Annotated in this window: 10 protein-coding genes, 30 tRNA genes and 2 riboswitches; of the genes, 2 read left to right on the top strand and 38 right to left on the bottom strand. The window is 44.8% G+C overall.

Annotated features, from left to right (window positions below; translation table 11 throughout):
- Positions 1-27: 27 nt before the first annotated feature.
- The 3 genes from cbiQ to DESDE_RS10270 form a co-directional block, all read right to left on the bottom strand.
- The gene (cbiQ, locus tag DESDE_RS10280; RefSeq protein WP_014793951.1) at positions 28-798 is read right to left on the bottom strand and encodes a cobalt ECF transporter T component CbiQ; all 771 of its coding nucleotides are present in this window, start codon (positions 796-798) and stop codon (positions 28-30) included.
- Positions 799-877: 79 nt separating this feature from the next.
- Complete coding sequence (locus tag DESDE_RS10275) at positions 878-1189, bottom strand: energy-coupling factor ABC transporter substrate-binding protein (RefSeq protein WP_014793950.1); 312 nt, start codon at positions 1187-1189, stop codon at positions 878-880.
- Between the two features lie 2 nt (positions 1190-1191).
- Positions 1192-1932: an energy-coupling factor ABC transporter permease gene (locus tag DESDE_RS10270; RefSeq protein WP_014793949.1), complete on the bottom strand. Its 741-nt coding sequence runs from the start codon at positions 1930-1932 to the stop codon at positions 1192-1194.
- A gap of 202 nt (positions 1933-2134) precedes the next feature.
- A riboswitch (cobalamin riboswitch) is annotated at positions 2135-2319 on the bottom strand.
- A 202-nt stretch (positions 2320-2521) separates the two neighbouring features.
- On the opposite strand from DESDE_RS10270, the gene DESDE_RS10265 reads away from it, so the two are divergent.
- Positions 2522-2914 (top strand): CoA-binding protein, encoded by a 393-nt coding sequence (locus DESDE_RS10265; protein ID WP_014793948.1) that lies wholly within the window; start codon positions 2522-2524, stop codon positions 2912-2914.
- Between the two features lie 80 nt (positions 2915-2994).
- Here the strand turns inward: DESDE_RS10265 and DESDE_RS10260 are convergent.
- From DESDE_RS10260 to DESDE_RS10100, 33 genes are all read right to left on the bottom strand, one after another.
- A tRNA-Gly gene (locus DESDE_RS10260) sits at positions 2995-3068 on the bottom strand.
- Positions 3069-3073: 5 nt separating this feature from the next.
- A tRNA-Ile gene (locus DESDE_RS10255) sits at positions 3074-3150 on the bottom strand.
- A gap of 1 nt (position 3151) precedes the next feature.
- Positions 3152-3226: transfer RNA gene (locus DESDE_RS10250), tRNA-Asn, on the bottom strand.
- 13 nt (positions 3227-3239) lie between these two features.
- A tRNA-Ser gene (locus DESDE_RS10245) sits at positions 3240-3330 on the bottom strand.
- A gap of 14 nt (positions 3331-3344) precedes the next feature.
- Positions 3345-3429, bottom strand: a tRNA-Leu gene (locus tag DESDE_RS10240).
- 8 nt (positions 3430-3437) lie between these two features.
- A tRNA-Thr gene (locus DESDE_RS10235) sits at positions 3438-3513 on the bottom strand.
- Between the two features lie 24 nt (positions 3514-3537).
- Positions 3538-3614: transfer RNA gene (locus DESDE_RS10230), tRNA-Arg, on the bottom strand.
- Between the two features lie 7 nt (positions 3615-3621).
- A tRNA-Gly gene (locus DESDE_RS10225) sits at positions 3622-3696 on the bottom strand.
- 19 nt (positions 3697-3715) lie between these two features.
- A tRNA-Lys gene (locus tag DESDE_RS10220) sits at positions 3716-3791 on the bottom strand.
- 6 nt (positions 3792-3797) lie between these two features.
- Positions 3798-3872, bottom strand: a tRNA-Gln gene (locus tag DESDE_RS10215).
- 42 nt (positions 3873-3914) lie between these two features.
- A tRNA-Met gene (locus DESDE_RS10210) sits at positions 3915-3989 on the bottom strand.
- A gap of 8 nt (positions 3990-3997) precedes the next feature.
- A tRNA-Tyr gene (locus DESDE_RS10205) sits at positions 3998-4081 on the bottom strand.
- A gap of 30 nt (positions 4082-4111) precedes the next feature.
- Positions 4112-4187, bottom strand: a tRNA-Asp gene (locus DESDE_RS10200).
- Between the two features lie 6 nt (positions 4188-4193).
- A tRNA-Val gene (locus tag DESDE_RS10195) sits at positions 4194-4269 on the bottom strand.
- 6 nt (positions 4270-4275) lie between these two features.
- Positions 4276-4351 (bottom strand) — tRNA-Glu (locus tag DESDE_RS10190).
- 305 nt (positions 4352-4656) lie between these two features.
- A tRNA-Gly gene (locus DESDE_RS10185) sits at positions 4657-4730 on the bottom strand.
- A 5-nt stretch (positions 4731-4735) separates the two neighbouring features.
- Positions 4736-4812, bottom strand: a tRNA-Ile gene (locus tag DESDE_RS10180).
- Between the two features lies 1 nt (position 4813).
- Positions 4814-4888 (bottom strand) — tRNA-Asn (locus tag DESDE_RS10175).
- Positions 4889-4901: 13 nt separating this feature from the next.
- Positions 4902-4992, bottom strand: a tRNA-Ser gene (locus DESDE_RS10170).
- A gap of 14 nt (positions 4993-5006) precedes the next feature.
- A tRNA-Leu gene (locus DESDE_RS10165) sits at positions 5007-5091 on the bottom strand.
- 8 nt (positions 5092-5099) lie between these two features.
- Positions 5100-5175: transfer RNA gene (locus DESDE_RS10160), tRNA-Thr, on the bottom strand.
- A 24-nt stretch (positions 5176-5199) separates the two neighbouring features.
- Positions 5200-5276, bottom strand: a tRNA-Arg gene (locus DESDE_RS10155).
- A gap of 7 nt (positions 5277-5283) precedes the next feature.
- Positions 5284-5358, bottom strand: a tRNA-Gly gene (locus DESDE_RS10150).
- Positions 5359-5377: 19 nt separating this feature from the next.
- Positions 5378-5453, bottom strand: a tRNA-Lys gene (locus DESDE_RS10145).
- A 6-nt stretch (positions 5454-5459) separates the two neighbouring features.
- Positions 5460-5534: transfer RNA gene (locus DESDE_RS10140), tRNA-Gln, on the bottom strand.
- Positions 5535-5576: 42 nt separating this feature from the next.
- Positions 5577-5651, bottom strand: a tRNA-Met gene (locus DESDE_RS10135).
- Positions 5652-5659: 8 nt separating this feature from the next.
- Positions 5660-5743, bottom strand: a tRNA-Tyr gene (locus DESDE_RS10130).
- A 30-nt stretch (positions 5744-5773) separates the two neighbouring features.
- Positions 5774-5849, bottom strand: a tRNA-Asp gene (locus DESDE_RS10125).
- Between the two features lie 6 nt (positions 5850-5855).
- Positions 5856-5931, bottom strand: a tRNA-Val gene (locus DESDE_RS10120).
- A 6-nt stretch (positions 5932-5937) separates the two neighbouring features.
- Positions 5938-6013: transfer RNA gene (locus DESDE_RS10115), tRNA-Glu, on the bottom strand.
- A 190-nt stretch (positions 6014-6203) separates the two neighbouring features.
- Complete coding sequence (locus DESDE_RS10110; protein ID WP_014793947.1) at positions 6204-7139, bottom strand: DMT family transporter; 936 nt, start codon at positions 7137-7139, stop codon at positions 6204-6206.
- A gap of 60 nt (positions 7140-7199) precedes the next feature.
- On the bottom strand, positions 7200-7598 hold the full coding sequence (locus DESDE_RS10105) for a secondary thiamine-phosphate synthase enzyme YjbQ (protein WP_014793946.1): 399 nt from the start codon (positions 7596-7598) through the stop codon (positions 7200-7202).
- On the bottom strand, positions 7549-8505 hold the full coding sequence (locus DESDE_RS10100) for a nuclease-related domain-containing protein (RefSeq protein WP_014793945.1): 957 nt from the start codon (positions 8503-8505) through the stop codon (positions 7549-7551). Before DESDE_RS10100 ends, DESDE_RS10105 begins: the two co-directional genes overlap by 50 nt.
- Positions 8506-8696: 191 nt before the next feature.
- Positions 8697-8832: riboswitch (cyclic di-AMP (ydaO/yuaA leader) on the top strand.
- Positions 8833-8834: 2 nt separating this feature from the next.
- Between DESDE_RS10100 and DESDE_RS10095 the strand changes: the two genes are divergently transcribed.
- Positions 8835-10265: a C40 family peptidase gene (locus DESDE_RS10095; protein WP_014793944.1), complete on the top strand. Its 1431-nt coding sequence runs from the start codon at positions 8835-8837 to the stop codon at positions 10263-10265.
- A gap of 242 nt (positions 10266-10507) precedes the next feature.
- Here DESDE_RS10095 and DESDE_RS10090 read toward each other — a convergent pair whose 3' ends face one another.
- Positions 10508-11866, bottom strand: coding sequence for an APC family permease (locus DESDE_RS10090; protein WP_014793942.1), 1359 nt, complete (start codon positions 11864-11866; stop codon positions 10508-10510).
- 79 nt (positions 11867-11945) lie between these two features.
- Positions 11946-12497 (bottom strand): helix-turn-helix domain-containing protein, encoded by a 552-nt coding sequence (locus DESDE_RS10085; RefSeq protein ID WP_014793941.1) that lies wholly within the window; start codon positions 12495-12497, stop codon positions 11946-11948.
- Positions 12498-12644: the final 147 nt, after the last annotated feature.

The following is a 12644-nucleotide window of genomic DNA, read 5'->3' as shown; positions in this document are numbered from 1 at the left end:
TTCCTCAAGTCTTTAAGATGGTCTATTTCATTTCAAAAATAATGCCAAGAAAATCAATACTCCGTTAATCAGCGCGGCCAGAAACACTAACTTTTTATTATTCTCATAGGTTTCTTCCAGGACCTTGATCTCTCCATCATATCCCCGGGCTTCTAAAGAGGTATATAACTCATTAGAACGTTTATAAGCACGAATAAACAAGACAGACACCATACTCCCCATAGAGCGATACCCGGTTCTAAGATTGATATAGCCCAGCCGAGAATTTTGAGCAATCAGCATGGTCGCAGCAGTCTCTAAAAGCACGAAGATAAAACGATAAATAAGTCCCATCATCTCCACCATAAGCTTGGGCAGTCTGAGCCTCCTCAATACGGACAACAAATCCACCATGGGAGTGCTTAGAGATAAAAAATAGAGGCAGGATACGGAGCCGAGTACCCGGAAAAAAAGATTAATACCTTCACGTATCCCGCTTTCTGAAATTCCTACCCAATACCCTGCTATGGAATAAGCCCATAAAAAGCTATGAACATCACGAGAAATATTAATGGCGATCGTAATAATACCGATAACTAAAAATGACATAGGAACGATCATCAATTTGAGCCATACGGAGAAGGGGGCGCCTCCGAAAAAAATAGTAGCTCCACTCATAAGTACAATCACAGCTATGGAGACAACCATTTGATCGGCCCATAGACATACCCCCAGAGTTAAGAAGGCAAAAATGAACTTTTGCATAGGGTCAATCGCTTTAAGCCGAGAGGCATAAGCATAGGTATCCGTATTCAGCATATTATTTGAAGCCTCCTCCCACCCTTTCGGTGAGCACTAAGTAGTTTTCTGGATTCCCGCTCCATATGGCTCAAGTCGTTCACACAGTCTTATTCCGTCCTTTATAATAACCTAAGCCGAACCCGATGACCCCTGCTCCTAAGCCTGCTTGAAGGGCAAAGAGCAGACTCTCAATTTCCCCACTGGCAGGCTCAAAGAAGGGGGAAAACCAAGGCTCATAATCCTCCTGAATAGTCATGATTTCTTCCTCCGCCAAGCCATCTGCCCCGCCAAATTCAGCGTCCTTGATAAGAATTAACGGAGCCACAGTTATGGCAACCACGAGCAGTAATAACAACAGATTAATCTTTAAAGTCGATCGCTTTGTTTGTTCTACACCTGAATTCGCCATCTTTACGCCTCCTTTGTCAACAGCTTAAGATCTTGCAGCTCACTTTTTCCGTAGCTGGCCAGTGCATTGAAGATGATTACAGTCAGTATCCCTTCACTAATAGCCAGCGGGATTTGCGTTACAGCAAAGATGCTCATAAATTTAGTAAGAGAAGCAGCAATTCCTCCGACTTCTGAAGGGAAGGCCAGGGCCAGTTGAATCGATGTGGTTACATAGGTGGATAAATCACCTAAGGAAGCAGCCAGAAACACACCTAACCATTGGGGGCCTTTGAATTTTTGTACAAGTTTATAAACACCATAAGCGACAAAAGGACCGACCACTGCCATGGAAAAAGTATTGGCTCCTAAGGTAGTCAATCCACCATGGGCCAGGAGCAATGCCTGAAACAAAAGAACAATAACTCCAATAACCGCCATAGCCGTCGGTCCAAAAAGGATCGCACCAAAACCTACCCCTGTTGGGTGCGAGCAGCTCCCGGTAACCGAGGGCAATTTAAGAGCAGACAGAACAAAAACAAAAGCTCCTGCCATGGCTAAAAGAATTTTCAGCCGTGGATTAAGGGAGATCGTTTTCTTGATCGAAAAGATACCTAACACGACAAAGGGTATGGTTAAAGCTCCCCAGGAAATCGCCCAACCCGGCTGTAAAAAACCCTCCATAATATGCATAGCCGATGCTTTATAGGGAATTAAAAACATCATTAGGACTAAACCAACAAAGAGCTGTATTCGTTTGGACATACTCCCCACTCCTTCACTTTTGATAGGACAAATTCTTTGTGAAATAACCTCAATGCAGGTGCCATGTACACCTTAAGCCTATATACATCTGATACTTATCTGATATGCAAAAAACCCTTCTTTGCAGAAGGGTTTGCTATCCTGTATCAGATAAGAATATCTTGAACACTGATATCCACCTCCCCAACATCCCGTAGGTTCCTTGAATTTAGAGAGTAAGCAGGTTTCCTGGCTCAAGTTCATCATTAACCCACGTCTTCCCAGATAATAATCCAGTGACATCATTGTGAGTCAACTCCCTCTTACAGTGGCGGGCACCGCGTCAGCTTAACTGACTTCCCTTATGACTTTTCTTACGAAAAATCAACTCAACTCTCTATATTTAATTTCAAGAACATTATAGCAACTTTTCTAAGTAAATTGTATATTAATTATGGAGAAAACTAATATTAATTAGTTCATCTCTCTGATTTTTTCGATTTATCATCTAATGGAAGACCAGATTTCGCTGATCAAACGATTTAAAAAGAGCTAAATGGTGATATTAATTCTTATCGATAATATAAAAGAAAGTTAAGGAGAGAAAAAAATGCGAAAGTACATTGAAGAGTTCTTAGAACAGAAGACCTGGGCAGTTGTTGGAGTCTCTAAGGATCCGGCTAAATTTGGCACTAAAGTATACCATAGGCTCAAACAATCCGGTTATACAGTCTATCCTATTAATCCAAAACTCTCAGAGATAGACGGCGAACCTTGCTTCCCCTCATTAAATGCCTTACCCGTTCTTCCTGATGTGGTCAGCCTCATCGTTCCTCCCCATATATCGGAACAAATTGTCGACCAATGTGCCCAGTTAGGTATCAAAAGAATCTGGATGCAGCCTGGCGCCGAGAGTGATGAAGCTTTATCAAAGGGGCGCGAAAACCATATCAAGTTAATCACCCATGAATGCGTCCTGGTTGAAACACGCCCCGGAAGATAGGCCTACCGCTTTCGCTCAATAGGCTCAAGCCTATAACAACAAAAAACCGTACTGACATCAGTACGGTTAAATCTTGCCTATGGAGCGGGTGATGAGAATCGAACTCACGTAACTAGCTTGGAAGGCTAGCGCTCTACCATTGAGCTACACCCGCAGGTGTGGTAGCAGGGGAGAGATTTGAACTCTCGAATGAGCGGGTATGAACCACTTGCCTTAGACCACTTGGCTACCCTGCCATGGCTCCCCGAGCAGGACTCGAACCTGCAACCTACCGGTTAACAGCCGGTTGCTCCACCATTGAGCTATCGAGGAATAGTGTTATGACTGGCGGAGAAGGAGGGATTCGAACCCTCGCAGCAGTTACCCACTCTAACGGTTTAGCAAACCGTCCTCTTCAGCCACTTGAGTACTTCTCCGAAAGACTACTTTTTGGTGCGGAAGATGGGACTTGAACCCATACGGTGTTACCCACACGCCCCTCAAACGTGCGCGTCTGCCAGTTCCGCCACTCCCGCATTGTTTGTGGAGCCGTTAACCGGATTTGAACCGGTGACCTCATCCTTACCAAGGATGCGCTCTACCAACTGAGCTATAACGGCATTGAGGATTATCTAAAATTGAAATGGTGCGCTCGAAGGGATTCGAACCCCTGGCCTTCTGATTCGTAGTCAGACGCTCTATCCAGCTGAGCTACGAGCGCATGTCTTTGGAGCGGGTGACGAGATTCGAACTCGCGACTTTCACCTTGGCAAGGTGACACTCTACCACTGAGTTACACCCGCATGTCGTTGAATGATAAAATGGTGAGCCATCCGCGACTCGAACGCGGGACACCCTGATTAAAAGTCAGGTGCTCTACCGACTGAGCTAATGGCTCATAAAATGGCAGGGATGGCAGGATTCGAACCTACGAATGCCAGAGTCAAAGTCTGGTGCCTTACCGCTTGGCGACATCCCTATCCTATCTATTTTTAAATCAACTGCTGTTGACTTAAAACCTTGGTTGCGGAGGCCGGATTTGAACCGACGACCTTCGGGTTATGAGCCCGACGAGCTACCGCTGCTCCACTCCGCGATGTTTAGTGGTGGGTAGAGATGGATTCGAACCACCGTACCTTTCGGAACAGATTTACAGTCTGCCGCCTTTAACCACTCGGCCATCTACCCACATTGTGTTTCCCGCTTATAAAATTAAAATGGCGACCCCGATCGGACTTGAACCGACGATCTCCTGCGTGACAGGCAGGCATGTTAACCACTACACCACGGGGCCGGATTTTGGTGGGCGATGACAGGATCGAACTGCCGACATCCTGCTTGTAAGGCAGGCGCTCTCCCAGCTGAGCTAATCGCCCGAATTTTGGTGACCCATACGGGATTCGAACCCGTGTTACCGCCGTGAAAGGGCGGTGTCTTAGGCCGCTTGACCAATGGGCCGTTTTAGCGGAACATTTGTTAGTATATCCGAATCGAGCATAAATGTCAACACGTTTATTTAAAAAAGTAGTTTAATCTTATATCACCCATATATACTGCTTTTATACGCCATTCTATACACTCTTAACTGACTATTTTGGTCTGCTTATTATCTAAAATTCACCTACAATTATTTAATTTATTTTAACAGCACCTTAAGTTTTTAATTAAGTAGCATTTTCTACCGAGGAAATGCTTGCTTTTCAGCATGAAAGTCTGATCGTGAAAAAAACCGTACTGACATCAGTACGGTTAAATCTTGCCTATGGAGCGGGTGATGAGAATCGAACTCACGTAACTAGCTTGGAAGGCTAGCGCTCTACCATTGAGCTACACCCGCAGGTGTGGTAGCAGGGGAGAGATTTGAACTCTCGAATGAGCGGGTATGAACCACTTGCCTTAGACCACTTGGCTACCCTGCCATGGCTCCCCGAGCAGGACTCGAACCTGCAACCTACCGGTTAACAGCCGGTTGCTCCACCATTGAGCTATCGAGGAATAGTGTTATGACTGGCGGAGAAGGAGGGATTCGAACCCTCGCAGCAGTTACCCACTCTAACGGTTTAGCAAACCGTCCTCTTCAGCCACTTGAGTACTTCTCCGAAAGACTACTTTTTGGTGCGGAAGATGGGACTTGAACCCATACGGTGTTACCCACACGCCCCTCAAACGTGCGCGTCTGCCAGTTCCGCCACTCCCGCATTGTTTGTGGAGCCGTTAACCGGATTTGAACCGGTGACCTCATCCTTACCAAGGATGCGCTCTACCAACTGAGCTATAACGGCATTGAGGATTATCTAAAATTGAAATGGTGCGCTCGAAGGGATTCGAACCCCTGGCCTTCTGATTCGTAGTCAGACGCTCTATCCAGCTGAGCTACGAGCGCATGTCTTTGGAGCGGGTGACGAGATTCGAACTCGCGACTTTCACCTTGGCAAGGTGACACTCTACCACTGAGTTACACCCGCATGTCGTTGAATGATAAAATGGTGAGCCATCCGCGACTCGAACGCGGGACACCCTGATTAAAAGTCAGGTGCTCTACCGACTGAGCTAATGGCTCATAAAATGGCAGGGATGGCAGGATTCGAACCTACGAATGCCAGAGTCAAAGTCTGGTGCCTTACCGCTTGGCGACATCCCTATCCTATCTATTTTTAAATCAACTGCTGTTGACTTAAAACCTTGGTTGCGGAGGCCGGATTTGAACCGACGACCTTCGGGTTATGAGCCCGACGAGCTACCGCTGCTCCACTCCGCGATGTTTAGTGGTGGGTAGAGATGGATTCGAACCACCGTACCTTTCGGAACAGATTTACAGTCTGCCGCCTTTAACCACTCGGCCATCTACCCACATTGTGTTTCCCGCTTATAAAATTAAAATGGCGACCCCGATCGGACTTGAACCGACGATCTCCTGCGTGACAGGCAGGCATGTTAACCACTACACCACGGGGCCGGATTTTGGTGGGCGATGACAGGATCGAACTGCCGACATCCTGCTTGTAAGGCAGGCGCTCTCCCAGCTGAGCTAATCGCCCGAATTTTGGTGACCCATACGGGATTCGAACCCGTGTTACCGCCGTGAAAGGGCGGTGTCTTAGGCCGCTTGACCAATGGGCCGCTAGCGCAATAACTATAATACATGGACTAGCTTTACTTGTCAAATACTTTTTTCTATTAAGTAGAATTAACATATTTTAGGGAAAACATTCGGTTAATTCGAAACAATATCTGGCTATATATTCCTGTTTTTAGTTAATTGTACCGCTCTTTAACAGAAAAAATACAAGTCCATTAATCCAATCTATTCTCAGCTTCCCTTCCTTGTCAAAAGAATCACTGTGGTAATAATTAAGGCAAACCCTATAATATCGAGCCAGACAAAAGCCGTGTTCAACCAAAAAGCGGAGAACAAAGCAGCTGACACAGGTTCTACACTGGCGATCATACTAGCCTTTACAGGCCCAATATCACTGACCCCCTGTAAATACAAAGTAAAAGACACAACCGTCCCGATCACGATAATAGCCAACATCCCCCAGAACACCTGCCAATCCAGGGAAACGGGAATCTGCCAAGGTCGAATAAATATAAGCAGGATTGTCCCACCGATTAACATTCCACAGCCTGTAACGACGATGCTCCCCCATCTGCCAATAATCCTCCCCGGAATGATCGTATAAAGCATCAATCCTAAAGCGGACATCAGTCCCCAGAAAAGCCCTTGGGTAGATATGACAAGGTTGCTGAGATTCCCATGGGTAGCCAATAAAAAGGTACCGGTTACAGCTAAAACAATAGCAATGCCTTCTGTCTTCGTCGGTAAGCGCCTATCTATTCCGCAAACGAAAATCATAATTAATAACGGCCCTAAATACTGCAGCACAGTCGCTGTTCCCGCATTGGTATACGATATGGCCAATAAATAGGTGTATTGACAAGAGATAAGCCCAAATAAGCTAAAGGCGATAAGTGTCCAGCGATCCTTTGTATTGCTGAACAAACCTATCATTTGCTTTCTATGTTTAAATAAAACCAAAGAAAATAAAATCAGCCCCGCTATAAACATCCGTACCACTGTAACCCAATGAGGGTCGATCCCCTTCACGGAAAAAAGGTATTGTCCGCAGGCACCGGAAAATCCCCAACTGATCCCGCCAATAAGGGTAAATATCGTCCCTCTGACGGCTTTTGTCCTGATATTTTGAGTCTTTTCTTCGTGCTTTTCAACTATAAGTTCACTCATGTTTCCCTTTCAAGTACTTACTTCCAAAATGGGTACTTGCCTTTGCCCTACAATTATTTTTTAAGCCAATATCTTTACAAAACACTCTCTGGAGCGAGGTCCATCGAATTCACAAAAATAAACCCCTTGCCAACGGCCTAAAAGCAATCTTCCCTCTTTGATTATGACAGTCTGAGAGCTTCCCATCAGGCTGGCTTTCAAATGGGCTGCCGAATTCCCTTCCCCGTGCTTATCCTGGGCTATATCCCAAGGGCAGATCTCATCCAGGCGCCTCAGCATATCCCGGGAAACATCGGGATCCGCATTCTCATTAATCGTGATTCCCGCCGTAGTATGAGGACAATAGATAATCGCTGCGCCATCCTTAATCTGGGAGTTCTGCAAAAATCCTTCTATTAAAAAAGTAATATCAATCCATTGATTCCTTTTTTGGGTCTCCAGTCTTAACGTATGTATCATGTCTTTCTCTCCCCTTACCATTTCCGATCTCCTCATATTCTTCACGTTGAGTGTATTCCCGTCTTACTACCCTGGTCATTTCCCTTTGGTGTTTTTCGCAATAGATTTTCCAAGCAAATTTCTCAGGACGATTCAGACAATATCGGGCCATTCGTTCGTTTACAGCCTTTTGGCAAATACTGCAACGAATATCCCCATACTTCGGTCTATGCTGCATTCTTTCTCTACGCTGGCGTGCAGCATACTCATTGCGAATCCCCAGCTCCGTCACATTGATTTTTTCAATCCTCTCTATAATCTGCAGAATTTCCTCATCACAGAGTACGACAGGCTGATTCTGGGTCAGTTTAATGATTGAGGCCAGAAGATCAATATCATAAAAGACCACACTTGAAAAAACCTTCAGGTTACAACGCCGGTTAAAGGTCACATAAGAAAAGACCGGGATTGTTTCATCAAGCCCCGCCAACTCTTGCAGCACTTTAATTCGGACCTGATTCTCCAGAATAGGATTAGGGAAAGGTTTCACCCTCCAGGTAATCGACTGATACCACTTGGGGTCCTCTTCTTCCCCTACAATCAGCCCCGACAAATTATTGACCTCCAAGAGAAAGATTCCATAAGGAGATATCAGAAGGTGATCAATCTGCTGAAAGCCACCCTTTGTTTTTAACAGGAGATTGCTCAGACGACGAAAGCATCTTGGCAAATGAGTAAGCTCCACTTCAAGCTTGTATTCCCCGATCTCATGTTTACGTTGTTTCTTGCTCCGTAAGGAGTCTCTTCTCCTTACCGAGTTATAAGAGTAATAATTGGTCTTATACTTTTTCCCTTGCCAGGTCTCCCGAGCAGTTTTCAGTTCAGGAGTAATTTTTTTCACTTCTTTTTCCCGTTTCCAAAAGAACAAGGCTATCCCCCTAGTCATTAGTCCTCTGCTATCGGCTTAGAGCATGCCACTATTTTACCATATTCCAGAATGAATAACTAACAGCTAAACCCTTTCATCCAAGATTTGTCATGGAATTTCCACGTATTTCATAAAGTATTAATGAAGGAACTTTAGAACTTGATGTCGAATCAGAATAAAATATGTGCATTGTATAATTAAAGCCTAATCTAGGGTATCCTGGAACGGGGGACTACATTTCTGGGGTGAATCGCACAACCTGTGCGTAGGGCTTACACTTTCGCCCGAATCCGTCAACTAACCCCGTAGGCTAAGAAAGGTGTCTGAGCATGCATTTTAAGGAAAGCTTGTCTCAATTCAAGGCCTCTGCATCCGATCAAGTTCAAAGAATAGCAAAAAACGTTTCTTGGAAATCACCTCGTGTTCTTGGTTCTTTAACTGTAACCCTTGTCCTGACCGGTGGATTAGGATTCTATTTTCTAACCACGACCACCGCAGCTGCTGTGACGATCAACGGCCAGCAAGTGGGCTATGTGGCAGATTCCCATAGCGGACAAACCCTTGTGGATACATTCCTCCAGGAAAAAGGGGAACCCTATGGTGTCGTTGCCAAGACACGGGACCAGATCAACTATGAACATGTCAGAATCAAAAATACCGCCTATAAAGCCTCAGAGATCAAGGAAGAAAATTTAGCCAACTCTTTGAGCTATTATCTGGAAGGCTACAAAATTCATGTTAATGAAACACCCATAGCCTATTTACCCAGTAAAGAAGAAGCAGACACATTGCTTAAAGAATACGAAGAGTACTATTCCAAATCCAGCAATGAGAACCAAATTACTTCCGTCAGCTTTTTAGAAGAAGTAACTATTGAAAAAGTTTCTATCCAACCCGAGCAAATGGCTTCTCTTGAGTTAGCCTATGAAAAGCTCATCGAAGGTCAGGTCACCACAAAAGAGTATACTGTAGAGGAAAACGACTCCTGGTGGTTGATTGCCCGCAAAAACAATATGCTGACCGCCGAAGTTCTTGCCGGGAATCCCGGGGCAACTGAAGACACCATGATCAAGCCGGGAGAAGTGATTAAACTTGTTACTGTTGAACCTTATCTGACAGTCGTGAGCCAGGGTACATATTCCGGTCAGGAAATCATTCCCTATGATGTAGTCACCAAAACCGATTATAAACTCAATCCAGGCCAAACTAAAGTTATTACAAAAGGCAGCAACGGTTCAAAAATCGTAACCTATTCTTACGAGCAAAGAAATGGTGTAGAGGTAGCCAAAAAAGTTCTTGATGAGAAGATTGTTGAGAAACCCGTTGATGAAGTCGTCTCTAAAGGCCCTAACAAACAAACCGTCAATGTAGCCTATACCGCCTCGCGGGGTAGCGCCGATGGTTCTTCTATCGTCGATCGCGCTCTCGGTTTTCAAGGAACCAAGTATGTTTTCGGAGGCACTTCCACCAGTGGTTTTGACTGCTCCGGCTTTACCAAGTACATCTATTCAGGTTCGGGAATTTCCCTTCCGCGAACTTCCTACGATCAATTCAATTCAGGTTCAGCCGTGAGTAAGGATAATCTACAAGCGGGAGATTTAGTCTTCTTCAGCACCTATGCTGCCGGAGCATCTCATGTAGGCATCTACGTCGGTGACGGTAAGTTTGTTCATGCTTCCAATCCCGGCAGTGGGGTTAAGGTTTCAGGAGTAAGCGATAGCTTTTATGGCCCCCGCTATCTTGGGGCACGCCGATACTAAACTGTATAACAAAACCGTATATACATTAAATCTTTTAATCACCAGGGGCTGTCATGTAAGACAAGCCCCTGGCTTAATTAATCACACTTCCGGTTGCTCAGGCGGCACCGGCAAAGGATGAAAGGTGTAGCTTTACTTCGTGCCGGTCTTATTCCCAATCGCAATGTTTGCGATTTTGAGAGAAAAAAACACCTTCCTATTTTACATAGGGAAGGTGTTTTTTTCTCTATAAGAGAGCGGTTCTAATGAGCCTTTTTAGTAGAATAGAACAACCCACCTACTGCCATAATCACTGCAAAGAGGATCAGGTAGTACGCAACTGCCCAACCATGGGCATAAACAGCGGCAATCACCATAAAGATGCAGGCGCAGATCGCCAGGATGGGCATAACAAACCGTTTAAACCCGCCTAAGGTTTGTTCTTTTATCATTATCATTGCGAAGATGGGAATATACATAGCGTATAGTGTGACAATAGGGAGCTCCGAACTGTCAAAACTAAAAGGGCCAAACCAAGGTACAGGCACCAGATTGGCACCAAAGAAATACAGCAGCCACCCTCCGGAGAATAAAAGCCCTAAGATAGCGGAGTTGGTTGGCATATTGGTGTTGGCATCGATGTTCTTATAGACATCGGGGTGAGGGCCAAGATCTCTGGCTGCTAAGGAGTAGAACCCCCGGGTACATCCGAGCATTAATCCATTAAGAGTTCCCAAGCAGGAGATCACAACAAAAACAAAGAGTATGGACCCGCCGAGATTGGAAAAGACTGTGGAGAAAGCAATCTTAGCTCCGGTCTCTCCCCCTTGCATGATAACGCTGTTCTCCACGGCACCAGCTAGTCCGGTGTAATATAAAATATAGATGAGAGCGACAAACATGGTACCAAAGGTTAAGGCACGAGGAAGATTCTTTTTTGCATCTCTTAATTCAGCGTTAATGCTGGTGGCGATGATCCAACCTTCGTAGGCAAAAGCGGTGGCCACTACTGCGGTGAACATAGGATTGGCAGTAGATACATCTGCGATAACACCGCTTGTGAAGTTCTTAATCAAAACCCCATTACTTAAACCGGTAATAGTCCCTAAAATCGCCATTAAAATCAAGGGAATAAGCTTAATGACAGTGGTTGAAACCTGGAATTTTCCCGCCAATTTCGGGGATAAAGCATTGAGTGCATAGCTTCCCACCAAGTAAAAGCCTGAAATAGCCATCGCTTCCGCACCTACGATATCCCACCCAAGAAGAACGCAGGTATATCGGGCTGAGACCCAAGCTAATACGGAGGTAATTGCCGGATAATAGATAGTGGTCATAAACCAGCCCACACTATAGGCATATCCCCTGCCCATGGCGGCTTCCGCGTAGTCTACGACCCCATTGACCTTTTCATAACGTGTAGCCATAGTGGCAAACACATAGGCACACACAATCATGATAATTCCGCCGATAATCCAGGCTAAAATACCTAGCGGCAGATCCCCTCCCGTGGCTACTAAGATTTTCTCTGCTTTAAAAAATACGCCACTTCCAATGACAATTCCAATGACCATGGCAATTGCAGTGAATAAACCATACTTTTTCTGCAGCCCATAATCCATAAGCAGCACTCCCTCTCTCTAATTATGTCACATGCACAACTTTAGCAAAAATACCGCTATAATTCAATAACACCCAAGACTATTTTTTTACCTTTTTATTCTCATCCCCAGGCATCAACACAAAGGAGAACTTCCTTAATCTTCGCTCTCCTTCCTCTTTATTGCTTGCGACCTTATTCAGTGTTTCTTGGATAGTCTGGAATAATTCATCGCACTCCTGATCGGTGAGATAAAGAGGATAACTCTGAAAACTTACTCTATCTTGGCCGAGATCATAATCCTTACCACTTAAATAATTGTCGAAATCGCTTAACAGAGCCGTGGCAAAGGAGTAGAAATAACTAAAGACTTCTTCTTGACCAGCCTCCAATATCTGCTCATCGTTATAAAGGAGGGAATTGTTCTTCAGACGATACACCTTTTCTACTGTCCCACGGATTTTATATTCTGCACAGACTTCGATGATCTCACCCTCAACCAGCTTATTAACATGACGGTAAAGGCTGGCCGGAGGAATGCCGGGCAATTCCTCAGCGATCCGCTTCACTGTTTCTGTTTCATTCTGTAAAAACAGCTGCAGAATTTTCATTCTCACCGGATTTAATAAAGCACTTAAAACTTTACTGTCCATTAAACGCACCTCGATTCAGATTAATGTTATCAAGTTTAATAATTATCTCACTAATTATAATACTATCGATATCGATAATGATCAATAATACTATTTGCATAAAGCAAGGCACCTTATTGACATCTCCTTCAATAAGGTGCTCTCTGT

The organism is Desulfitobacterium dehalogenans ATCC 51507, from assembly GCF_000243155.2.
Classification (GTDB): Bacteria; Bacillota; Desulfitobacteriia; order Desulfitobacteriales; family Desulfitobacteriaceae; genus Desulfitobacterium; species Desulfitobacterium dehalogenans.
The sequence above is the reverse complement of the archived record's forward strand: the minus strand, read 5'-3'. Positions and strand labels throughout refer to the sequence as shown.